Source organism: Pseudomonas sp. FW300-N1A1, assembly GCF_058789115.1.
This window is the reverse complement of sequence record NZ_JBYTBK010000004.1, coordinates 137,492-159,950: the sequence shown is the minus strand read 5'-3', so window position 1 is coordinate 159,950 and position 22,459 is coordinate 137,492. Positions and strand designations below refer to the sequence as shown.

Below are 22,459 nucleotides of genomic sequence, written 5' to 3'. Positions count from 1 at the left end.
TACCTGAGTCTGTTATGCAAACAGTTCGGCGCTCATAGTTCACTGGCCTGATGGAGGCTGATGAGCGAAAGACCATGAGCGATAAAATCCCCGTCCGATTAGTAGAAACATTCGAGCCTTCGCGTCCAAAGATGAAGGCCAAATCCAGCGACAACCAGATTCACACCCGAAGCTTCACCGGTTTGTTCCGAAACTTGCGCCTTGGTGGTGCGGGTTTTCTGTTCCTGGCGTTTTTTGGCACCGTGTGGCTGAACTGGGGCGGGCGACAAGCCGTGCTCTGGGACCTTTCGCAAAGCAAGTTCCACATCTTTGGCGCGACCTTCTGGCCACAGGATTTCATCCTGCTCTCGGCGCTGTTGATCATCTGCGCCTTTGGCCTGTTCGCGATCACCGTGTTCGCCGGACGCGTGTGGTGCGGCTACACCTGCCCGCAAAGTTCGTTCACCTGGCTGTTCATGTGGTGCGAAAAGGTCACCGAGGGCGAACGTAACCAGAGGATCAAGCTGCAGGCCGCGCCCTGGAGCCTGAACAAGCTGCTGCGCCGCTCGGCCAAACACACGATGTGGCTGGCCATCAGCATCCTCACCGGCCTGACCTTTGTCGGTTACTTCACCCCCATCCGCCCGCTGGCCACTGAACTGCTGACCTTGCAAATGGGCGGCGTGAGCCTGTTCTGGGTGTTGTTCTTCACCGGCGCCACCTACATCAACGCCGGCTGGCTACGTGAAGCGGTGTGCATGCACATGTGCCCGTATGCGCGGTTCCAGAGCGTGATGTTCGACAAGGACACCCTGACTATTTCCTACGATGCGGCCCGTGGCGAAAACCGCGGCCCGCGCAAACGTGACGTGAAACCGGCCGAAGCCGGCCTGGGCGATTGCATCGACTGCCAGCTGTGCGTGCAGGTCTGCCCGACCGGCATCGACATCCGCGACGGCTTGCAGATGGAGTGCATCGGTTGTGCGGCCTGTATCGACGCCTGCGATTCGATCATGGACAAAATGGGCTACGCCCGTGGCCTGATCAGCTATACCTCCGAGCACGAACTGCAAGGGGGCAAGACCCACCTGCTGCGGCCGCGCTTGATCGGCTACACCGCCGTACTGCTGGTGATGATCGGTGCGCTGGTGCTGGCGTTGATGGAGCGGCCCATGGTGTCGCTGGACGTGAGCAAGGACCGGGGCCTGTTCCGGGAGAACAGCCAGGGGCAGATCGAGAACATCTACAGCCTCAAGGTCATCAACAAGACCCAGCAGCGCCAGGACTATCACCTGTCGTTGGTGGAGGGTGAAGGCTTCCAGTTGCAGGGGCGGACCGAACTGAGCCTGGCACCGGGTGAGATTCTCGACGTGCCGGTGTCGGTGGCCATGACCACCGACCAGGCGCAGAGCAGTTCACAGAAGATCACCTTCAAGATCACCGACAGTGACGAGCCACAGATCTACAGCGAAGCGAACAGCCGGTTTGTTGCGCCGATGAATCGTTGATCCCTTACACTGCGGTGCTGCCATTCGCGGGCAAGCGGAACACCGCCCGGCCCGCGAAGAAGACACCTCGTTTTTTCTGAATGACATCTATCGGGCTTTCGATGAAACGCTACGAAAAATTCGCCGACGACATTGCCGAACTGATCCGCTCCGGGGTGCTCGGCCCCGGCCAGCGCGTGCCGTCGGTGCGCTACGCGAGCCAGACCTACGGGGTCAGCCCCTCCACGGTGTTCCAGGCCTATTACCTGCTGGAGCGTCGCGGGCTGATTCGCGCCCGGCCGCGTTCCGGTTACTTCGTCAATACTCACGCGCCGAGCCCGTTTTCGGAGCCAGTGATCAGCAGCCAGGTCAACGAATCCACCGAAGTCGACGTCAGCGAACTGGTGTTCTCGGTACTCGATTCGATCAAGGACCCGAACACCGTGCCCTTTGGCTCGGCCTTCCCCAGCCCGACCCTGTTTCCCTTGCAACGACTATCGCGCTCCCTGGCCAGCGCCAGTCGCGAGATGGACCCGCGCATGGTGGTCACCGACATGTCGCCGGGCAACCCGCAACTGCGTCGGCAGATCGCCCTGCGCTACATGGTCGGCGGCTTGATGCTGCCCATGGAAGAACTGCTGATTACCAACGGCGCCCTGGAAGCCCTGAACCTGTGCCTGCAGGCGGTGACCGAGCCCGGCGACCTGGTGGCCATCGAGGCCCCGGCGTTCTACGCCAGTCTGCAAGTGCTCGAACGCCTGAAGCTCAAGGCGGTGGAAATCCCCGTGCACCCCCGTGACGGCATCGACCTGGGCGTACTGGCGCAAACCCTGGAGCGCCATCCGATCAAGGCCTGCTGGTGCATGACCAGTTTCCAGAACCCCATGGGCGCGACCATGCCCGAGGCCAAGAAGCAGGAGCTGGTGGAGCTGCTGCGCCGCCATCAAGTGCCGCTGATTGAAGATGATGTGTACGCCGAGCTGTACTACGGCCAACAAGCCCCCAAGCCGGCCAAGGCGTTCGACACCGAGGGACTGGTGATGCATTGCGGCTCGTTCGCCAAAAGCCTGGCCCCCGGCTACCGCATCGGCTGGGTCGCCGCCGGACGTTACGCGCAGAAAATCGAACGGCTGAAATTGATGACCTCGCTGTGCGCCTCGATGCCGGCCCAGGCGGCGATTGCCGACTACCTGCAACACGGCGGCTACGACCGCCACCTGCGCAAACTGCGCTATGCCCTCGAAGAGCAGCAAAGCGCCATGCTCGCCGCCATTGCCCGCTACTTCCCGGCGCAGACCCGCGTCAGCCAACCGGCCGGTGGCTACTTCCTGTGGCTGGAACTGCCGGCACAGATGGATTCGTTGAAGTTGTTCCAGATGGCGTTGGCACAGGGCATCAGCATCGCACCGGGGCCGATCTTTTCACCGACCCGGCGCTTCAGGAATTGCATCCGGTTGAATTACGGCAGCCCATGGACTGAAGATTCTGAGAAGGCGATGGAGACACTGGGACGGATCGTACGGTCGTTCTGAGGGTTCGATGTTGTCCAGGCTATCGCTATCGATCCTCGCGTGTATGCCACAGGCGCAGCAAATAGAGGGTGGAGCCCTGTATCTCGTAACGCATCTCGTAGTGGCCGATGATAATTTTGCGCACATCCCGCGGCTCAAACTCTTCAAGCCGTTCGCCAATGCGTGGATTAGCCAGCAACGTGGTCGGGGCAGCCGTGAGCTGTTGAACCGTATGCGCGGCGGCAGGTTGGTTCACGGCGGCCAGAAACTCGTACAGCCGGGCAATGTCGGAAAGCGCCTTGCTTGTCCACTTCAACTCCATCAGAGCGGCACTGGCAGCGGGGAGTCGGTACTGAGGCTATCGGCCCAGGCCTGAACAGCCTGGTGATCAATCACGCGGCCAGCATCCACATCAGCCAAAGCCTCACGGGTCAGGCGACTGCGTTCTTCTTCCTGGTCTATCCAGGCGGACAGAGCCTGCTTGACTATCCAGTTCTTTGAGCGCTCCAGGCGCTCAGCGATTTCGTCAACCCTTTCGGCGAGATCGACAGGGACATGAGCTGTCACGGATCGGGTTTTGGCGGTAGTGGCCATGATCATTACTCCAATGCCGCGCAATAACGCATCACTATGATTAAAGTCCAATCATAGTTAATAACTTCGAATCGTCAAGCCGTGATATCAGTCTGAGCTAGACCCTACCCTGATGCCGGGCTGCTCTGTGGCGAAGCTGCAGGCTCCCCACACAGGGGAGCGAATCCCAACGGTGGGAGCAAGCCTACTCGCGATGAGGCCTGAACGGGTAACGCAAATCTTCAGGACACTCGTCCCTCAGCGCACTATCGCCAACCAGCCTGCGAAGACCTGGGCTGTGGTTTAATGGCGCCCCCGCACATCCCTGCCCACCTGCCGTTTCAAGGAAATACCGCTCATGAGTCCGTCTCGCGCAACCAAGGTCCTGGTCATTGGTTACGTCTGGCCCGAACCGCGCTCATCCGCCGCCAGCGGTCACGTCATGCAGATCCTCGAGACCTTTCTCCAGCAGGGTTGGGACATTACCTTCAGCAGCCCCGCAGGCGTCGGCGAGCACAAGGCCGACCTGCTGTCGATGGGTATCAAGGAACAGCCCATCGAGCTCAACAACAGCAGCTTTGATGCCTTCGTCAGTCAATTGGCACCGGATATCGTGCTGTTCGACCAGTTCATGATGGAGGAACAGTTCGGCTGGCGCGTTGAAAAACACTGCCCTGATGCGCTGCGGGTCCTGGAAACCTCGGACTTGCAAAGCCTGCGTCACGCTCGCCACCAGCGCTTGAAAGACCGCCTGAAGGCCAGCGACGATCACAATGATTTCGCCTCGCTGTTTGCCCCTGCGCTGGCGCAGGAGTTTGCCCTGATGGCCGACACCGAACTGGCCAAGCGGGAGATTGCCGCGCTGTTGCGCTGCGACCTCAACCTGATGATCTCGGAAGTGGAAATCCAGTTGCTGGTGGAGCATTTCTCGGTGCCACGCAGCAGTGTGCATTGGTGTCCATTGATGCTCGACCCGCCGACGCAAGCCTTCGTGCCATTTGAAGACCGTGCGCACTTCCTCAGCATCGGCAACTTCCGCCACGCACCGAACTGGGACGCCGTGCTCTGGATGAAAACCGCCATCTGGCCACTGATCCGTCAACAGCTGCCCGGTGCGCAACTGCACATCTACGGCGCCTATACACCGCCCAAGGCCACGGCCTTGCACAACCCGGCACAGGGCTTTCATGTCATGAACTGGGCCGAGGACGCCCTGCAGGTCATGTCGGCCGCACGCATCTGCCTCGCGCCCCTGCGCTTTGGTGCAGGAATCAAGGGCAAGATCTTCGATGCGATGCTCTGCGGTACACCGAACATCACCACTCCGACCGGCGCTGAAGGCATGTCCGGGGACATGCCGTGGGCCGGTGAGATTGCCGAAAGTGCCGAGGCCATCGCCCAGGCGGCGGTGCGCCTGTACCAGGACAAGGCACTGTGGACCCGGGCCCAGGATGCCGGCGTACAGCTGCTCAGCGCCCGTTACCGGCAGAGCGTCCATGGCCCGGCGCTGATCGACCGGCTGCAGCACTGCCGCGATAACCTGCTGGCGCTGCGTCGGGAGAACTTTATCGGTGGCATGTTGCGTCATCATCAACACAAGAGCACGCAATACATGTCGCAGTGGATCGAAGAGAAAAACCGCAACACCCGGTGACGCCCATCAAGGTCGGCCAGCGATCGCGCTCACACTGCCAGCCCAAGACTCACAGCAGCGAAAAGTTGTAGCTGACGATCAACCGGGTCTCATCCACATCCCGGGCGAACTGTTCGTAGTTGGTGCGGTAGGTCGCACTGCGCAGGCGCAGGCTTACACCCTTGAACGTCCCGCTTTGCACCACGTACTTGAGTTCGCTGTCGCGCTCCCATTCCTTGCCTTCCTGCTCGCTGCCGACGACCTTGATGTGATCGCCGTTCACGTAACGGGTCAGGAAGCTCAAGCCATTGATACCGATGGCCTTGAAGTCGTAGTCGTAACGCAGCTGCCAGGAGCGTTCCTGGGCCGCCGCGAAGTCATTGACCTGCACGTAGTTGACCAGATAGGGGTTGCTGCCATCCAGGTACGGCATCGAGTTATCGCCGATCATGCGCTGCCAGCCAGCACTGAAGGTGTGGCCGCTGACGGCATAACCCAACAGGCCGCTCAGGGCACGGTTGTCGATGGAGCCGGCACGGGCGGCACCGCTGTCGGCACTGCTGAGCACCCGCAGATCGGCCTTCAACGAGCCCGCCGCCAAGGGTTGACTAGCCACTACACCCAGGTAGTGCTGGCGATAGATGTCTTCCAGCTCGGCATACTGGTACTGAGCGCTCACGCGGTCATTGAGCTTGTACTCCACACCGTAGAGATCGAAGTGATCGGCCGTCACGTTGCAGGCGTAGCGCTTGTTCTTGCAGTGCAGGCGGATGTCCTGGGCGTCCGTTGAATCCCGCGCGGTGTACCGGTTAAGGCGGGCGCCGGTAAAGGTCAGGTTGTTCAGCTCCCTGGAGGTGAGCAGCGCACCGTTGAACATCGTCGGCAACAAGCGGCCATCGTTGTACTTGATCAGTGGCAGGTCCGGCAGCAGTGCGCCGTATTTCAGTACGCTGTGGGACGCCCGGACTTTGGCGGTCAGGCCCAGCTTGGCGTATTGGCCTTCGGAACCGCGCGGGTCATTGCCGGACGACGGCAACAGGCCACTGTTGCTGCTGTCGGCACTGGAGTCGAGCTTGAAACCCAGCATCCCCAGCGCATCGACACCAAACCCTACGGTGCCTTCGGTGTACCCCGACTGCAGATTGAGAATGAAACCCTGGGCCGACTCTTCACGCTTCGACGCGCCCTGCGGATTGGAGGTGTGGCCATCACGAAAGTCGCGATTGAAATACACCGTGCGCGCCTCGACGGTGGCGCTGCTGTCATCAATGAAACCACTGGCCTGGCTCTGAGTGGAAAAAACGGCGCACAACAAGGCGGCGCCGACGCCCAGAACCGGGCACGACGTGATGAGGGGAAACGGGGGACGCATGACAAAAGCTCCAGCAGTGCATCTTTGCGACGGGACAATCAGCCAACACAAATAGCGTTCATCCAGCAAACCACCGCCTGCCGGAATGAAATGAAAAGTTACAAGGTGATCGCCAATGGTGGCATATGGCCCCATATCGCTACAGGCGACTTTAGTCTGAAACCATCGCCACCGATCCGGGCAGCCTCATCACGCGCGCCCGTCATCTATGCTTAACCCTGCTACCCAACAGTGGCTGAACCGCGTTCGTGCCAGACATTCCGACACCCTGCGCGGCAGGGCCGGCATCTGCGGATGTCGTGCCAATCCTGGTCTGCTCCGGAGATGTGTCATGAACATGCGCACCCTGCTGGCTATTGCGGCCCTCACCTGCACCGGATACGCCGGGCTGGTGCTGGCCGACACCGCACCGTCCCAAGCCGTTTCCTATCACTACGGCATGGCGCTGCACGTGAACAAAGTGCTTTCAATGACCGAACCCACCACAACGGACTGCAAGGTGGTAACCGCCGAAATGACGTTCATCGACAACGCCGGCAAACAGGAAAGCATTCGTTATCAGAAACTCTCTGAGGCCTGCAGCTACCAAAACTGAGAGAAGCGAGTCACGACAACTGTTGATGATGGGCGAGTGCCGGGCCAAAGGTTATGCTTTGGCCTGCCCTCCGCTGCCGCAAGGATTCGCCATGCCGTTGTCATTTCGTACCCTCGCCACCCTTACTACCGCACTGTGTTTTGTCCTCGCGCTGATCTGGGGCTTGATCCCCGAGTTCATGTTGTCGATCTGGGGGGTTGCCTACGACAACACCGCAGGCTTGATGGCCAGACGCGGAGCCATGTTGTTCGTGACCCTGGGCGTGATGTTCTTCCTGGCACGCCATGCACCGCCTTCCATAGCCCGCACCGCCATGAGCAGTGGTGTGGTCATCGGGCTGTTCGGCCTGGCAGTACTGGGCTTTAGCGAATGGCTCAATGGTCGCGCCGGTCCCGGCATCCTGCTGGCGGTGGTGGTCGAGATCGCGCTAGGCGCAGCCTTTCTCCAGACTCGGCGCGACTGTGTCGAACTCTCCCAATCCGTTGATTGAGCCGCCTGAACTTCTGATGCTCAAGCCCGTCAATACACCCGGTTTGCATTGGCAGGCCCACGCGGCAAGAATGCTCGCGTTTTTTCAATCAACCACAAGCAAGGAGGCGTCATGCGCTCATCTACCCTCACCGCCACGGCCGTACTGCTGATCGGCCTGTCCACCCAGGCCGTTGCAACCAAGCTGGAGGACGTTGCGCCCTTCCCCAAGGCTGAAAACGGCTTCACCCGCCAGGTCATTCACCTTGCCCCGCAAGCCCGCGAAGACAATTACCAGGTCGAGATCCTTGCCGGCAAAACCCTCGCCGTGGACTGCAATCAGCAACGTTTGGGGGGCATCCTCGAAGAGAAAAACCTCGAGGGCTGGGGCTATTCCTTCTATCGCATGGAGAAAGTCATCGGCCCGATGAGCACCCTGATGGCCTGCCCCGATGGCAAGCGCACGCAGGCCTTCGTACCAGTGGTCGGCGATGGCTTCATGCTGCGTTACAACAGCAAGCTGCCGATCGTGCTCTACGTGCCCAAGGACATCGAAGTACGCTACCGGATCTGGTCGGCCGCCGACAAGGTTGAAAAAGCGACTCAAGAATAGATCGCATCCTCCCCCCGCGCGCCGCTCAATGCAGCGCGCTCGGCCACATGACGCAAGCTGTCGAAGTTGATATTGGCGCCTGAATCGATCGCCACCAGCGTCTGGCCCCGCACGCCCTGTTGCGCCACATACTGCTTGATGCCCGCCACGGCCAACGCGCCGGAAGGCTCGGTGATCGAGCGGGTGTCGTCATAGATGTTCCTGATCGCCGCGCACAACTCATCATCGCTGACGGTCAACACCTGGTCGACGTACTCGCGACAGATCTGGAAGCCATGCGCGCCGATCTGCGCAACCGCGACACCGTCAGCGAAGGTGCCCACACTCGGCAGCACCACCCGCTCTCCCGCTTGCAACGCTGCCTGCAAACATGCGGAATGCTCGGATTCCACGCCGATGATGCGGATATCCGGCCGCAGGTATTTGACGTACGCCGCGATCCCGGCGATCAGGCCACCTCCCCCCACCGGAACGAAAATCGCATCCAGCGGCCCCTGGTGTTGGCGCAGGATTTCCATGGCCACGGTACCCTGGCCGGCGATCACATCCGGGTCGTCGAAGGGCGAGACGAAGGTGCGACCGGTTTGCCGGGCCAGGTTCAAGGCGTACTCCAGGGCGAAGGGGAAACTGTCGCCATGCAGCACCGCATCCGCGCCACGACTACGAACTCCGATGACCTTGAGCGCAGGGGTTGAGGTGGGCATGACGATGGTCGCCTCGATCCCCAGTTCCCGTGCCGCCAGCGCCACACCTTGCGCATGATTGCCGGCCGACGCCGTGATCACGCCACGGGCCTTTTGTCCGTCGCTGAGTTGAGCCAGCTTGTTGCAGGCACCACGAATCTTGAAGGAAAAGGTCGGTTGCAGGTCTTCGCGCTTGAGCAGAATCTGGTTGCCCAACGCCTCGGACAATGCCGGCGCGAACTGCAACGGCGTGCGCACCGCCAGTTGGTAAACCGGGGCGGCGAGGATTTTTTTCACGTAGTACTCAAGCAAGGCCTGAGCGGCCGTCGGGGTGTCCATCAACGTCTCCTGGTGGTATTCAAGGCCCCGGAGACAGAAAATGAAAACCCGCCTCTAGGGCGGGTTCGGTGCAGCCGTCAGCTAGCCCGCCAAATCAGGAATGGCGGTAATAATGCTTGGCTGGCAACGCAGTGCAGTGAAAGTCATGACTGGAAATTAGCCGCGTGTTGATGGCAAGTCAATGGCCAACTTTGCCTACGGCGGGTTAGTCTGCAAAAACCGCTCATTGACCCAAGGAAGGCCTCCATGAAGTCTGTCGCACTGCCGTTGATCGCCCTGCTCGCCTTTACCGGCTACACCCTTGCCGTGATGCTCCAGGCCGAACAGTCATTGATTGATTTCGGCATCGACCTGATGTCCCGCCCGGACACGGCCCAGGTGGTGATCGACCTTTATCTGCTGGCCACGCTGGCGGGTATATGGATGTACAAGGACGCCCGCGACCGAGGCCAGTCAGCGTGGTCCGTATTGCCATACCTGCTGCTGACCGCCGTGTTCGTTTCCGCAGGGCCACTGTTGTACCTGGTGGTGCGCGGCCTTCGCGCCAGCAAGACCCGCCCGGTCGCTACGCAACAGGCATGATGGACCGACGGCTTGACGGGGGAGCCTCTCCCCCGAAAAGATCAGTGCCCTTCGCCCCGTTGGCACCTTCATGGTGTTCACCGTCGGGGGAAGGTCCCTCGCATCCGGTGCGATCACCTACAGGCCGACCTTGTACAACGCACCGTCGTCTTCATCCGTGAGTACATAGAGGTACCCATCCGGCCCTTGGCGAACGTCGCGGATCCTTGCCTTGAGTTCGCCCAGCAAACGCTCCTCATGCACCACCTTGTCGCCCTCCAGTTGCAGGCGAATCAACTCCCGGGTCGCCAGGGCGCCAATGAACAGATTGTGCTGCCAGGCCTTGAAGCGGTCAGCGTCGTAGAACGCCATGCCACTGATAGCCGGCGACTGCTCCCAGACATGCAGAGGCCCCACGGTACCCTCGGCGGTTGTGCCCCTGGCTTCGGGGATGGGTAATCCCGAGTAGTCGATACCGTGAGTCGCCGTGGGCCAGCCGTAGTTCGCGCCTCGCTCGATGAGGTTGATCTCATCGCCGCCCCTGGGGCCGTGCTCGTTTTCCCACAGCTCGCCACTCCAGGGGTTCAGCGCCGCCCCTTGCGGATTGCGCTGGCCATATGACCAGATTTCCGGGCGCACTCCGGCTTGACCGACAAAGGGGTTGTCCTTCGGTACCTGCCCGTCGGGATGGATTCGCACGACCTTGCCTTGAAGCTTGTCGAGGTCCTGGGCGGTCTCCCGGACATTGTTCTCGCCCAGGGTGATGAACAGGTAGCCGTCGCGATCGAACACCAGCCGTGAACCGAAATGATTGCTGGTGGACAGCTTGGGCTCCTGGCGGAAAATCACCCTGAAGTCCTTGAGCGCCATCATGTCAGCGGATAACCGGCCACGCCCCACCGCCGTACCGGCCTTGCCGTCCTCGCCACCGCCTTCGGCGTAGGACAGATAGACCATGCGATCGACCTTGAACTGTGGCGACAACACTACGTCGAGCAATCCACCCTGGCCTTTGGCCCACACCTGGGGCACGCCACTGAGCGGTGCCGAACGCTTGCCGTCGGCACTGACCACTCGCAGGTCACCGGCGCGCTCGGTCACCAGCATGCCCTGCTGGTCGGGCAGGAACGCCAGTGCCCAGGGATGCACCAAGCCGCGAGTGACTTGCGTGACCTTGAGGGTGCCCTGCTCACTCGGCATCTGTTGGGTTTGCGCGGCGAGCAGTGGCATCGAAGTGATCAGCGCGCTGGTGCACAAGGTTGCCAGAAGCGTTTTACGCAACATGTTCAGTTCCTTTTGAAATGGCTGTTCGACACGTTGTGCGTCACCCCCCCTTTCAGCGATTGCTGATGTCCGGATCTCTGCGGGGGGGCGCCGGGGAAACATAGGGTTTCACCGTCGGCGGCGTGGCTCCGGGCCGTGGATAGCCATTGCCAATGCCGCCGTTATCCAGGGTCGGCGGACGAAGAACCGGCACGGTGTTGGGCACGCGAATCGCCGGCGCAGCGGGCTGGGTGCCCTGCATGCTGTTGGGGTTAACCCGGCGAATCGGACTGTTGTAGGGATTGTTCTGGGGGCTGCCCGGAAGGTTCTGCGCCAGCGTTACGGGGTACCCCGCTACCTCGGCCCCGGTGTCGACCTCTGCGCCCGCCAACGCCAGTGAACCCATCAGGCCTGAGGTCAACGCGGTGATACCCAAGACAAACCTGTTCATGGTGGAGGTCCTCCAATACATGCAGACAAGTTGTTCGATACCACGCTACGCCCAGGGTTCGACGCTGTGAAGGAAATACTCCCAACGAAGATGTAACACGAACGAACCCTGCCGTCGCAAACCGCCGTGCCTGGCACCAACGAATCGACGCCAGGCAGCGGGATCACCTCAGATCAGTACGATAATGGCCAGCAACCCACCGAAAATCGCCCACTTCTCCAGGTAGTAGAGCGTGCGGTTGCTCTTTTTCAACGCCTTGCCCCGCAGGCGTATCTTGTAGATCTTGCCGAAAACCCGATTCAAGCCACCGGTCCTGTCGCCCGCATCGTTCGGGGCGCCCGCAGCCGACATCACGGTGCGGCTGAACCAGCCATTGAACGCCGCTGCCCAGCGGTATTTCAGGGGGCGTTCGATGTCGCAGAACAGAATGATGCGGTTCTGCCCGGTGGTGTTCTCTGCATAGTGGATGTAGGTCTCGTCGAACATCACCGCCTCACCGTCGCGCCAGTGATAGCGCTCGCCGTCGACGTCGATGTAGCACCCTTCATCATTCGGCGTTTCCAGGCCCAGGTGGTAACGGTAGCAGCCGGCATACGGGTCCCGGTGGCGAACCAGCCGGGAGCCTGGTGGCAACTCGGCGAACATCGCGGCCTTGATCGAACCGATGCTTTGCACCAGCTCCGTGGTAAGGGGGCACAACTTGGTGGCCGAGGGATGACTGTCGCCATACCACTTCAGATAAAAACGCTTCCAGCCGGACTTGAAGAACGAGTTGAAGCCCACGTCGTCGTATTGATCCGAACGCTTGATCTCCCCGGCCCGCAGCAGGTTCTGTCCTTCAGCGCGGATTGCCTGCCAGTTGGCCTGCAAAGGGCTCAGGTCGGGAAAATCAGCGGTATCCAGGTACGGCTTGTTGGGGAGCCTGGAAAACAGATAGAGGAAGCAGTTGATCGGCGCCAGGAAGCTTGAGTGATCACTTAACTGGCGACCCAGCTTGTGTCGGACACGGCCACGAAGATGTACATACGCGATGGATAAAACGTAGAGGGAAACAAGGATGAGCTTCACGGGAAATCGTCACACGTCAGAGAAATACCTGCTGCGCACCGCGGGTGCTGATCGGAACGCAACGTCTGAAATTCAATTGCCGGAGGCTTGGCAAAGTGCCAGCTCAAGGCAATTGGCCGGTATTTTAGACATACTTTGTAACTCAGGGTTAACACTCAAGTGTGAAAAACCTTATGGTTTTTTGTGTCGCCGGGGGCGTCTGTTCGTCGCGACCGACATCGCGCGCTCCCGCAGCCTGCCTCTGATCATGGAAGACACTCTGCCGGTCTTTGGTGCACTGCCCCGGCACCTGATAACGCAGCGTTGCGGTGCGCTGCACGCCCCGTAAATAATTGTTTTTGATAAAGATTGATTGGGCATCGAGCACGATTTTCGCCCTAATGCGCGCCGAGGAAGGTCAGCGGGGGAGCCAATGGAAGAGACACGGCTGTTCCGCCCGATCGCTCTACGAGTACCGGCGGGTGCTGACCCTCCTCACTCCTTCTTTTCTTTAACTTCTTTGCCCTGCGCAAGCGAAAGCACACGCGGGGCATTTTTTTGTCGGTCTCGATGCCCATGGACGTGTTTGATGATTTGTGACGCCCCCCCCTTCCTGACAGTCCCATCATCGCCTCCTGACAAAGGGGTCGCGACTGAGCGCCTGATCACATATATCGATTCCAGCACATAGCCTGCTATCCAGTACGCGTTGAGCGTCTATGCTGCATTTAGCCACCTCACACCTTTGCTGACCGCCGTCGGAGGCCTTCCATGATCCCCTCGCCCATCACCGAGAAGACGTTGTCTCGGAATATGCTTGATGTACTGATTCGAGCAGGACTGCTCACCATTCTGGCGATGTTCTGCTTCCGCATTTTCAGTCCGTTCCTGGATTTGATGCTGTGGTCGATCATCCTGGCAATCACCCTCTATCCACTGCATATCAAGTTCAAGAACCGGCTGGGTATCAGTCACGGACACACCGCCACCCTGCTCGTATTGATCGCCGTTGCCATCCTGATGGTGCCGATCTATCTGCTGGGTACTTCCCTGGTGGACTCGGTGGAAAGTGCCATCGCCGTCGTCAAGAGCGATACCGTTCAGGTTCCACCACCACCCGAGGCCCTTGCCAGCTGGCCGTTGGTAGGCAAACCCCTGAATGCCCTGTGGATGCAGGCCTCCAATGACCTGCCCCTGCTGATACAAAAGTACATCCCCGAAATCAAGGACTTCAGCCTCGCGCTGCTGGGCAAGCTTGCCGGGGCCAGTATGGGCTTCCTGATTTTCATCTTCTCCCTGATCATCGCTGGCATCTTCATGGCCTATGGCCAAGCCGGTAGCCGGAGCGCGGTGAGCATCGTTTCGCGCATTTGCGGACCGGACCGGGGCCCGAGCATCACTGTTCTGTGCACCGCCACCATTCGCGCGGTGGCGCTGGGTGTGATCGGTATCGCCTTCATTCAAATGCTGCTGGTGGGTGCCGGCCTGGTGCTCAAGGGCATCCCGGCTGCCGGCCTGCTGGCCCTGGCGGTACTGTTGCTGGGCATCATGCAACTGCCCGCGACCCTGATTACCATTCCCGTGATCATCTTCGCCTTCGCCACCGACGGTCCGACCACCGCGACCATCGTGTTCTCCATCTATGTGTTCGTCGCAGGTCTGGTCGATAACGTGCTCAAGCCGCTGTTGCTGGGGCGTGGTGTCGATGTACCGATGCCGGTGGTGTTGATCGGTGCGTTGGGCGGCATGGTCACCGGCGGCATCATCGGTCTGTTTATCGGCCCGGTCGTGCTGGCGGTTGCCTATCAACTGTTCTGGCAATGGGTCGGTGACCAACCCCAGGAGAAGGGGTCGAGCGACCAGACAAAGGCCTGACGCGACATGGCACATTGCATGTCCCTATCCGGTCCCGGGCGATTACTGCTGATTGGCGCACTTGGCCTCAGCGGTTGCATGCAGGTGGGACCGGACTTCAAGCCGCCGGCCGAGCCGTGGATGGAGCATTGGAACAGCCCGCCGATCGAGCGGGCCAGCCAACGCGCACAGAACCCGGACTTGCGCCAGTGGTGGCAGATATTCACCGACCCGGTGCTCGATCGCTTGATTGCCGAGTCGGACGCCCACAACTCGAATCTGAAGATTGCCGGCTTGCGGGTGATGGAGGCCCGCGCGCAATTGGGTATCGCCCAAGCCGGTCGCTACCCGCAAGTGCAACAGGTCGGCGCCGACAGCCTGTATGTTGATCGCGACCAGTCGGCGGGCCGCAACCCGCAAGACAGTCATTTCTGGCAGTACAGCGCCGGTTACGATATTGGCTGGGAGATGGATTTCTGGGGGCGCTTCAGTCGCGCCATCGAGTCATCCGATGCCAGCTACTTCGCCGCCCAGGCCAACTATGAGGACGTCCTTGTGCTGTTGCGCGCACAAGTGGCCGATACCTACTTTGCCTTGCGCACCACCGAAGCCCGGCTGCGTGTAGCCCGCGACAACGCGGAGCAACAAAAGCGCAGCTTTGAGATTACCGAGAAACTGTTCCAGAGCGGTCAAAGTGCCGAGCTCGACGTGCAACAGGCCAAGACCCAGTACCTGGGTACCCTGAGCAGCATTCCCAGTCTTGAAGACCAGGCGTTGCGCGCCCGCAACGCACTGGCCGTACTGATTGGCCAGCCGCCCAGCGCCCTGACCATGCTGGTGACCAACACCGGCCTGATCCCGCTGGTTGACCGGGCGGTGCTGCAGGACGTGCCGGCCGAACTGCTGTTACGCCGACCGGACGTGCGCGCCGCCGAACTGAACGTCGCGGCCCAGTCAGCCCTGATTGGCGTGGCCGAGTCCGACTTCTATCCCTCGTTGTCGTTGCTGGGCAGCATTGCCTGGTCAGCCAACTCGCTGGGTGGCACCTCCAATAGCCTGGACCTGGTGGGCGGCCCCAGCTTGCGCTGGAATGTCTTCGACTTCGGGCAGATCACTAACAATGTGCGGGTGCAGGATGCCCGCCTTCAACAATTGATCGAGGCCTATCGCGACAAAGTCCGCCAGGCCGCACGCGAGGCCGACGACGCCGCCACGGGTTTGAACAAGGCGCTTGAGCGCGAGAGCATCCTGCGCGACTCGGCCCTGGCGGCCAAGCGTTCGCTGGTGCTGGCCAATGCCCTGTATCGCGAAGGCTACTCGGACTTCCAGCGGGTGCTGGACGCCCAGCGTGCCTTGCTGCAGCAAGAGGACAACTATCTGCTCAGCCGCGCCGATGCCGTGAGCAACCTGATTGCCCTGTACAAGTCGCTGGGTGGTGGTTGGTACAGCGCCCTGCCGAAAGTCGATCCCGGCACTCGCCAACTGATGGAAAAACGCACCGACTGGGGCGACATGCTGGATGAGTCCACCCCCGCACCACCGTCCCCTCTCGCGCCAAACAAGGTAAACGACCATGACTGAAGCCCCCCAGCCCGCCGCCAAGACGCCAGAGCCGGTGGCCGATCCGGTGAACAAGGGCGTCAAATGGGTGTTGCTGCTGATTGTGCTGAGCCTGGCCTGGTACCTGCTGGCCGACCGCTTCACCCCCTATACGCAACAGGCTCGCGTAGGGGCCTTTGTGATTCCGGTCGCCTCGGAGGTTTCGGGCCGGGTGATCCGGGTCAATGTCCGCAACAACCAGGACGTCAAGGCCGGCGATGTGCTGTTCGAGTTGGATCAGCAGCCATACCAGATTGCCGTCGACCGCGCTCGCTCGGACCTTGACTCGACTCGTCGCCAGATTGCTGCCAGCACGGCCGGGATTGCCTCGGCACAAGCCTCCTTGCGCGCCGCCCAGGCCAACGAACTCAAGACCAAGCAGGACAACCAGCGCCTTGAGGGCCTGTATCGCCAGGACCCGGGGACGATCTCCGTGCGCCTGCTGGAAGTTTCGCGGGCCAATCGTGAGCAGGCGGTCAGCCAGGTCGCCGCCGCGCGGGCCGAAGTGCAACGAGCTCGCGAAACGGAAGGTGGCAATGACGAAGACAACGCTATGCTGCGCAGCGCCGCCTCGGCCCTGGAGAAAGCCCAGCTGGATCTGGCCAACACCCAGGTGCGCGCCAGTTCTGCCGGGTTGATCACCGACTTGCGCACCGATGTCGGGCAATTTGCCGCCGCCGGCAACCCGGTCATGACCCTGATCGCCATCCACGACGTGTGGATCAGCGCCGACATGACCGAGAACAACCTGGGCCTGGTGGCCCCGGACACCCCGGTCTCCATTGTCCTCGACGCCCTGCCTGGCGAGGTCTTCGAAGGCCGGGTACGCAGCATTGGCTATGGCGTGAGTGTCGGCCAGAGCACACCTCCAGGCTCACTGCCGACGGTGCAGAACAGCCGCGACTGGTTGCGTCCGGCGCAGCGCTTCCCGGTGATTATCGAGTTCGCCCCCGGTGCACTGGGCGAACTGCGTGATCTGCGTGGCATTCGTTCCGGCGGGCAGGCCGAGGTGATGGCCTTCCCTAGCTCCGGCAACCCGCTGAACCCGATCGGCCGCGTGTTCCTGCGGTTCATGAGCTGGCTGTCCTATGCCTACTAAGCATGATCCTCGTGCCCAACGTACTCTGCGCCTGGCGACGGGCACGGCGTTGTGCCTGGCGATCAGCTTCGCGATGGGACTCTCGATCCCCTTCCTCGCGCCGGTGCTGTGCCTGCTGCTGGGCATGGCAAACCGGCCGTTATCCTTCAAGGCCGGGATCGGCCTGGCACTGGCGGTGATGTTGACCACCGGCTGCGGACTGCTGCTGATCCCTGTGCTCGATTACTACCCGGCAACCGGGGTCCTGCTGATCAGCCTGGGGTTGTTCCTGGCATTCCGCCACGGCCTGCAGGGCGGCAACAACCTGATCGTCACTTTTCTGATGATTGGCTTGACCATGATTTCGGCAGCCGGTGTCGCCGATTTCGGGGCGGCGGTCGCGGTCATCGCCGCGATGGTCAGTGGCTTGTCGCTCGCCGTGCTGGCCGTGACGTGCAGCCATTGGCTGTTTCCCGAACCGGCCCAGCCCGCGCGACCACCCGCCACAGCCGCCATGCCGCCCGAGGAAGTCAACCGGGTGGCGTTGCGCGCCACCTTGATCGTGATCCCCACCTTCCTGCTGGCCCTGATCGACCCGAGCAAATACCTGCCGATCATCCTCAAGGCGGTCAGCCTGGGGCAACAAAGCTCCACGACAAACACCCGCAACGCCGCTCACGAACTCCTGGGGTCTACCCTGCTCGGTGGCGTGCTGGCCATCGCGTTCTGGTGCGCGCTCAGCCTGTTCGTGCACCTATGGATGTTTTTCCTGTGGATGCTGCTGTTCGGCTTACTGGTCGGACGCAAGCTGTATCGCCTGAGTCCAACATTGCAGACTCCCGGCTTCTGGCTCAATACCCTGATCACCATGATCATCCTGCTGGGTCAGTCGGTGCAGGACAGTGCCGCCGGCAAGGACGTCTACACCGCGTTTGCCATGCGCATGGGGCTGTTCATCGTCGTCACCCTCTATGCCTGCCTGATGGTGTACTGGCTCGAGCAACGCCGACCTGCCCCCAAACGCGCCCACTGAGGAAATTGCAATGCTGCACAATCTGCTGGCCGGTATACCCGTGATGTTGCTCTGCCTGCTGCTGCAAGGCGTTTTCGTGACCGTCTGCCTGCGCCAATACGTGAGAATCCGTGAAGCCCATGCCGGACGGATCTCGCAATGGATGAACATGGTCCTGTTGTCGACCGCGATGCTGCTGATGCTGATCGGCAACTTTGTGCAAATTGGCATCTGGGCCGCGCTGTTCATGATGATCGGCGAATTCGACGATTACGCCACTGCGGTCTATCACTCAGGCGTCAACTTCGCGACCCTGGGGTACGGCGACATGGTCATGTCCCCGCCGTGGCGCCTGCTGGGCCCCATGGAAGCGGCCAACGGCATCCTGATGTTTGGCGTCTCGACCGCCGTGATGACCGCGGCGGTAATGGACGTGATCAAGCACACCGTGCAAAGCCTGGAAAAACGCGCCGGGCGCTAACTGATGTGGCGGCACCCGCTGGACGATTCAACCCGTCTGTTGCATAGACGGGTTGAATCCACAGCCAGAAACGGGCAGCACCACGTCCTGCGCCACTACCTACACTTTCATTGACAAATGTCTGGGTATTGTTCGGCCGGGTCTGAATAATACTTTTTTCAGGCTCTTAAATAGGCTACTGATGACCGCCCAGCTTTTTCCTGTTCATGGTCTCGTGAGCTTCACGCTCGCTATCGTGCTGCTGTTTCTCGGCAAGACCATCGTCCAGCACACCACCTTGCTGCGCCAATACTGCATTCCCGAATCGGTCGTCGGTGGTTTCATCTGCGCAGCGGTAACTACCCTGCTCTACTACGGTCTCAACATCCAGGTCGAATTCGAGCTGCAGGTGCGCGATACACTGCTGCTGTATTTTTTTGCCGGCATCGGCCTGAAATCGGATGTACGCCAACTGATCAAGGGTGGGCGCCCGTTGCTGATCCTGGTCGTGCTCGCTGGCGTGTTCATCATCCTGCAAAACCTCCTGGGCATGAGTGTGGCCGAGGCGTTCGGGCTGGACCCCAAGGCGGGCCTGATGGTGGGTTCGATTGCCCTCACCGGAGGCGTTGGCACCACGCTGGCCTGGGCGCCGCTGTTCGTCGAAAAGCTGGGCATCCAGAACGCGCATGAACTGGGAATCGCCAGTAACACCATTGGCCTGATTGCCGCTTGCGTGATCGGTGGCCCTATCGCCAACCGTTTGATCCGCCGTTATCAGCTAACGCCCTCAAAGGATCTCGCACTAGAAGTCGGCATTCTCGAGACGCAGCCGAGCAAGCCATTGGATTACTACGATGTGCTCTGGGCCTGGATGTGGCTCAACCTGACCCTGATGCTCGGCTACGGGCTTAACCTACTGCTGGTCAAGGCCGGGGTCACTCTCCCCAACTTCGTCAGCTGCCTGTTCGCGGGCATCGTCATTCACCACCTTGTGCTGGCCCTGATCGGCGAACAGCGCCTGAAAACCTGGAGCGGCGCCAGCCAGGGCTTGTCGCTGATCTCCGATATCTGCCTGGGGATGTTTCTGACCATGGCCCTGATGGGGCTTCAGTTATGGCAACTCAGCGGCGCGCTGATGTTTATCCTGTGCACATTGACCCTGCAGATCACATTGAGCATTGCCTATACGCTACTGGTGGTCTTCCGCTTCATGGGCCGTGATTACGAAGCCAGCGTGATCGCCTCGGGATTCGGAGGCATTACCCTCGGCTCCACGGCGACCGCCATCGTCAACATGACGACCGTGACCCAGAAGTACGGTGCGGCTCACCAGGCCTTCCTCATCGTACCGTTGGTGTGCGGCTTTTTCATTGACCTGCTCAACGCCTTGATCATCGGCCTGTTCAGTGGCCTTTAGCGTCCCTCCAGGCGGTATCGAACGGCTGCGGCCAAACGTGCCTCGGTAGATTCGGGGGGCTGATGGCCGTGTTTGTCGACCGTGGGAGATGGTTTCGCAATGGCCGTCGCCAGGGCTAGAGTGCGGCGCTGCGGGTACCGGCGAACGCGCTCGTGCCAAGCCAGCGCCAGAGGTTTTTCGCATCCTGCGCGGCACCGTCTACGCGCAGCTCTCGCGATTGAAGCACCTCCTGCGGTGTGCGGTCGCCAGTCCACACCTCGGTCAACGCGCGCACGCTAGAGTCCACGACGAGCGTCAGGTCGCGTCCGGGGTCGTCGCGGCACAGGTCTGCCACACCCTGTTCGACCACGAGCCACCACGCTTGCTCGCCGGGCCGCGCGTCGCGGAACCTGAAGTGGATGACCACCGGTCGGGACGGGAACGCCTCAATGTGCGCAAATCGGCGCACGTCCCACATGAGCAGGCCCGCGTCGAGTTCGTCGTCGCGAAGGCGACTGCCGATCCAGCGCGCCCCCCAATGGCCGAGCGCCATGATGATGGGGCGCAAATCCTCGCCCGCCTCGGTCAGGCTGTACTCCCAGACTTTGCCTGCGGCCGTGCGATGCACGACACCGATACCTTCCAGATGGCGCAGCCGCTGTGCCAGCAGGCTGGTGGACATCCGTGGCACGCCCCGGTGCAGTTCATTGAAGCGCTTACTGCCGCACAGCAGTTCGCGCACGACCAAAGGTGTCCAGCGCTCGCACAGTGCTTCAGCACCGCGTGCGACCGTGCAGAACTGACCGTAGCTCTCTTCCATCGCCAAGACTCCGCCACTGCAACGCTTCAGATTCTGAACTAGCCTCGCGACCTCGTCACGCGCACGCTGAGACCTTCGAAAGCCTACCGCCACAGGAGAACGCCATGACGATGATCGCCATCATTCAGCGCCCGCCAGTGCTGCTCGATCGCAGCGCGACAATCGCCCGGGCCGTGCAATCGGTCGCCGAGGCCGCGGCGGCGGGAGCCTCGCTGGTCGTTTTGCCCGAACAGTTCATTCCAGGTTACCCGTCATGGATCTGGCGGCTGGCGGCAGGAAGGGACGGGGCTTTAATGGGCCAGTTGCATGCGCGGCTGCTGGCCAATGCCGTCGATATCGCGAACGGTGACCTGAGCCAATTGTGCGAGGCCGCCAGGGTTCATGCCGTGACGATCGTGTGCGGCATCAATGAGTGCGACCGGCGCCATGGCGGCGGCACGCTCTACAACAGCGTAGTCGTTATCGGCGCGAACGGCGAAGTGCTCAACCGACACCGCAAGCTGATGCCTACCAATCCCGAGCGCATGGTGCATGGCTTCGGTGATGCAAGCGGGTTGCGCACGGTCGACACACCGGTCGGCCGCGTTGGCACGCTCATCTGCTGGGAAAACTATATGCCGCTGGCACGCTATGCACTGTATGCCCAAGGGGTGGAGATCTACGTCGCCCCCACGTACGACAGTGGCGATGGCTGGATCAGCACGATGCGCCACATTGCACTCGAAGGCCGCTGTTGGGTGCTCGGCAGCGGCACGTTGCTGCGCGGCAGCGACATCCCCGACGACTTCCCGGCGCGTACGCAGCTGTTTCCCGATCCGGACGAATGGATCAACGACGGCGACTCGGTGGTGGTCGATCCCCAAGGCAGGATCAAAGCCGGCCCGTTACACCGAGAGGCAGGCATTCTGTATGCGGACATCGACGTCACACTCGTGGCGCCAGCGCGGCGCACGCTCGACGTTACCGGGCACTACGCGCGCCCTGACATTTTCGAACTGCAGGTGCGGCGCACGCCGGCGACAGCGGTGCGCTACATTGACGAGTGAAGGTGGGCAACGTTCAGACGCTCCATGCCATGTCCAGTGGCATGGCCTGACAATGGGTCGAGGAGTCATTCCATGAGTATTGAACAGTCTTACAAGGGCAGCTGTTTCTGCGGCGCGGTCGAGTTCACAGTCAGCGGCGAGCCGGCCGCGATGGGCTATTGCCATTGCGAGTCGTGTCGGCATTGGTCAGCAGGGCCGGTCAATGCCTTCACGCTATGGAAACCCGAGGCGGTGCAAGTGACTCGGGGTGCTGACAACATTGGCACCTATAACAAGACGCCGCAGAGTTACCGCAAGTGGTGCAAGACGTGCGGCGGGCACCTCTTCACCGAACACCCGGGGATGGGGCTCATCGACGTGTATGCCGCAGTCATCCCGGATCTCGCGTACTCGCCAGGCGTTCACGTCCATTATCAGGAGACTGTACTGCGCATCAAGGATGGATTGCCCAAGCTGAAGGATGTCCCCAGTGAATTAGGGGGATCGGGCATCAGCGTGGACGAGTAGTGCTAGCAAGGTATGCGTGCGGCCAACACACCGCCCTGCTCCCAACACCAAGGACGATGGTGTCCGCGTGATTCAGGTGGACACCCTGTCCGGGCTTGGCGGAGCTGGCTGG

General features: G+C 61.1%; 24 protein-coding genes. 16 read left to right on the top strand and 8 right to left on the bottom strand.

Translation table 11 applies throughout. The features are described 5' to 3' along the window. Positions 1-74: 74 nt before the first annotated feature. Together ccoG and mapR are read left to right on the top strand one after the other, a co-directional pair. Positions 75-1,487 (top strand): cytochrome c oxidase accessory protein CcoG, encoded by a 1,413-nt coding sequence (gene ccoG / locus AC3WQN_RS05455; protein ID WP_103399016.1) that lies wholly within the window; start codon positions 75-77, stop codon positions 1,485-1,487. A 101-nt stretch (positions 1,488-1,588) separates the two neighbouring features. Continuing rightward, positions 1,589-2,998, top strand: coding sequence for a GntR family transcriptional regulator MpaR (mapR, locus tag AC3WQN_RS05450; RefSeq protein ID WP_095144106.1), 1,410 nt, complete (start codon positions 1,589-1,591; stop codon positions 2,996-2,998). A 25-nt stretch (positions 2,999-3,023) separates the two neighbouring features. Here mapR and AC3WQN_RS05445 read toward each other — a convergent pair whose 3' ends face one another. Both AC3WQN_RS05445 and AC3WQN_RS05440 read right to left on the bottom strand, forming a co-directional pair. Further along, positions 3,024-3,299 (bottom strand): type II toxin-antitoxin system RelE/ParE family toxin, encoded by a 276-nt coding sequence (locus AC3WQN_RS05445; protein WP_103399015.1) that lies wholly within the window; start codon positions 3,297-3,299, stop codon positions 3,024-3,026. Next, a complete protein-coding gene (locus AC3WQN_RS05440) occupies positions 3,299-3,571 on the bottom strand; it encodes a CopG family ribbon-helix-helix protein (RefSeq protein WP_103399068.1) in 273 nt (90 codons plus the stop codon). Before AC3WQN_RS05440 ends, AC3WQN_RS05445 begins: the two co-directional genes overlap by 1 nt. 337 nt (positions 3,572-3,908) lie before the next feature. On the opposite strand from AC3WQN_RS05440, the gene AC3WQN_RS05435 reads away from it, so the two are divergent. Continuing rightward, the gene (locus tag AC3WQN_RS05435) at positions 3,909-5,204 is read left to right on the top strand and encodes a glycosyltransferase (protein ID WP_103399014.1); all 1,296 of its coding nucleotides are present in this window, start codon (positions 3,909-3,911) and stop codon (positions 5,202-5,204) included. Between the two features lie 49 nt (positions 5,205-5,253). Here the strand turns inward: AC3WQN_RS05435 and AC3WQN_RS05430 are convergent, their stop codons facing one another. Then, a complete protein-coding gene (locus AC3WQN_RS05430; protein WP_103399013.1) occupies positions 5,254-6,555 on the bottom strand; it encodes an OprD family porin in 1,302 nt (433 codons plus the stop codon). 331 nt (positions 6,556-6,886) lie between these two features. Between AC3WQN_RS05430 and AC3WQN_RS05425 the strand changes: the two genes are divergently transcribed. The 3 genes from AC3WQN_RS05425 to eco all read left to right on the top strand — a co-directional run bounded on the left by AC3WQN_RS05425 (position 6,887) and on the right by eco (position 8,231). Next, entirely contained in the window at positions 6,887-7,150 is a 264-nt protein-coding gene (locus tag AC3WQN_RS05425) for a DUF2790 domain-containing protein (RefSeq protein WP_103399012.1), read from the top strand. A 91-nt stretch (positions 7,151-7,241) separates the two neighbouring features. Continuing rightward, positions 7,242-7,640 (top strand): hypothetical protein, encoded by a 399-nt coding sequence (locus AC3WQN_RS05420; protein ID WP_103399067.1) that lies wholly within the window; start codon positions 7,242-7,244, stop codon positions 7,638-7,640. A gap of 111 nt (positions 7,641-7,751) precedes the next feature. Next, entirely contained in the window at positions 7,752-8,231 is a 480-nt protein-coding gene (gene eco / locus AC3WQN_RS05415; RefSeq protein ID WP_103399011.1) for a serine protease inhibitor ecotin, read from the top strand. On the opposite strand, the gene ilvA is transcribed toward eco, so the two are convergent. Beyond that, positions 8,222-9,253, bottom strand: a complete 1,032-nt coding sequence (ilvA, locus tag AC3WQN_RS05410; protein WP_103399010.1) for a threonine ammonia-lyase, biosynthetic — start codon at positions 9,251-9,253, stop codon at positions 8,222-8,224. The two genes, eco and ilvA, sit on opposite strands and share 10 nt — an antisense overlap. Positions 9,254-9,499: 246 nt before the next feature. Between ilvA and AC3WQN_RS05405 the strand changes: the two genes are divergently transcribed. Continuing rightward, positions 9,500-9,835, top strand: coding sequence for a DUF2834 domain-containing protein (locus AC3WQN_RS05405; protein ID WP_103399009.1), 336 nt, complete (start codon positions 9,500-9,502; stop codon positions 9,833-9,835). Between the two features lie 117 nt (positions 9,836-9,952). Here the strand turns inward: AC3WQN_RS05405 and AC3WQN_RS05400 are convergent, their stop codons facing one another. The 3 genes from AC3WQN_RS05400 to lpxO form a co-directional block, all read right to left on the bottom strand. Next, the gene (locus tag AC3WQN_RS05400; RefSeq protein ID WP_103399008.1) at positions 9,953-11,098 is read right to left on the bottom strand and encodes a PQQ-dependent sugar dehydrogenase; all 1,146 of its coding nucleotides are present in this window, start codon (positions 11,096-11,098) and stop codon (positions 9,953-9,955) included. Positions 11,099-11,150: 52 nt separating this feature from the next. Continuing rightward, positions 11,151-11,528: a hypothetical protein gene (locus AC3WQN_RS05395; RefSeq protein ID WP_103399007.1), complete on the bottom strand. Its 378-nt coding sequence runs from the start codon at positions 11,526-11,528 to the stop codon at positions 11,151-11,153. Between the two features lie 168 nt (positions 11,529-11,696). Further along, on the bottom strand, positions 11,697-12,596 hold the full coding sequence (gene lpxO, locus AC3WQN_RS05390; protein WP_103399006.1) for a lipid A hydroxylase LpxO: 900 nt from the start codon (positions 12,594-12,596) through the stop codon (positions 11,697-11,699). Between lpxO and AC3WQN_RS05385 the strand changes: the two genes are divergently transcribed. The 7 genes from AC3WQN_RS05385 to gltS all read left to right on the top strand — a co-directional run bounded on the left by AC3WQN_RS05385 (position 12,586) and on the right by gltS (position 19,995). Continuing rightward, positions 12,586-12,924, top strand: coding sequence for a hypothetical protein (locus AC3WQN_RS05385; protein WP_146038359.1), 339 nt, complete (start codon positions 12,586-12,588; stop codon positions 12,922-12,924). The two genes, lpxO and AC3WQN_RS05385, sit on opposite strands and share 11 nt — an antisense overlap. Positions 12,925-13,346: 422 nt before the next feature. Beyond that, positions 13,347-14,450, top strand: a complete 1,104-nt coding sequence (locus tag AC3WQN_RS05380; protein WP_103399005.1) for an AI-2E family transporter — start codon at positions 13,347-13,349, stop codon at positions 14,448-14,450. Between the two features lie 18 nt (positions 14,451-14,468). After that, entirely contained in the window at positions 14,469-16,010 is a 1,542-nt protein-coding gene (locus AC3WQN_RS05375; protein ID WP_103399004.1) for an efflux transporter outer membrane subunit, read from the top strand. Next, the gene (locus AC3WQN_RS05370) at positions 16,003-17,127 is read left to right on the top strand and encodes an HlyD family secretion protein (RefSeq protein ID WP_103399003.1); all 1,125 of its coding nucleotides are present in this window, start codon (positions 16,003-16,005) and stop codon (positions 17,125-17,127) included. The genes AC3WQN_RS05375 and AC3WQN_RS05370 overlap by 8 nt, the downstream gene beginning before the upstream one ends. Continuing rightward, positions 17,117-18,139 (top strand): DUF2955 domain-containing protein, encoded by a 1,023-nt coding sequence (locus AC3WQN_RS05365; protein ID WP_103399002.1) that lies wholly within the window; start codon positions 17,117-17,119, stop codon positions 18,137-18,139. The genes AC3WQN_RS05370 and AC3WQN_RS05365 overlap by 11 nt, the downstream gene beginning before the upstream one ends. Before the next feature lie 10 nt (positions 18,140-18,149). After that, positions 18,150-18,599 (top strand): ion channel, encoded by a 450-nt coding sequence (locus AC3WQN_RS05360; RefSeq protein WP_103399001.1) that lies wholly within the window; start codon positions 18,150-18,152, stop codon positions 18,597-18,599. A 181-nt stretch (positions 18,600-18,780) separates the two neighbouring features. Next, positions 18,781-19,995 carry a sodium/glutamate symporter gene (gene gltS / locus AC3WQN_RS05355; protein WP_103399000.1) on the top strand — a complete coding sequence of 405 codons (1,215 nt, stop codon included), beginning with the start codon at positions 18,781-18,783 and terminating at the stop codon, positions 19,993-19,995. Positions 19,996-20,110: 115 nt separating this feature from the next. Here the strand turns inward: gltS and AC3WQN_RS05350 are convergent, their stop codons facing one another. Then, on the bottom strand, positions 20,111-20,794 hold the full coding sequence (locus AC3WQN_RS05350) for a winged helix-turn-helix transcriptional regulator (protein ID WP_103398999.1): 684 nt from the start codon (positions 20,792-20,794) through the stop codon (positions 20,111-20,113). 104 nt (positions 20,795-20,898) lie between these two features. Here AC3WQN_RS05350 and AC3WQN_RS05345 point away from each other — a divergent pair, with 104 nt between their 5' ends. Both AC3WQN_RS05345 and AC3WQN_RS05340 read left to right on the top strand, forming a co-directional pair. Further along, a complete protein-coding gene (locus AC3WQN_RS05345) occupies positions 20,899-21,840 on the top strand; it encodes a carbon-nitrogen hydrolase family protein (protein ID WP_103398998.1) in 942 nt (313 codons plus the stop codon). Positions 21,841-21,912: 72 nt separating this feature from the next. Continuing rightward, positions 21,913-22,347 carry a GFA family protein gene (locus AC3WQN_RS05340; protein ID WP_095144398.1) on the top strand — a complete coding sequence of 145 codons (435 nt, stop codon included), beginning with the start codon at positions 21,913-21,915 and terminating at the stop codon, positions 22,345-22,347. The last annotated feature ends 112 nt before the right edge of the window (positions 22,348-22,459 follow it).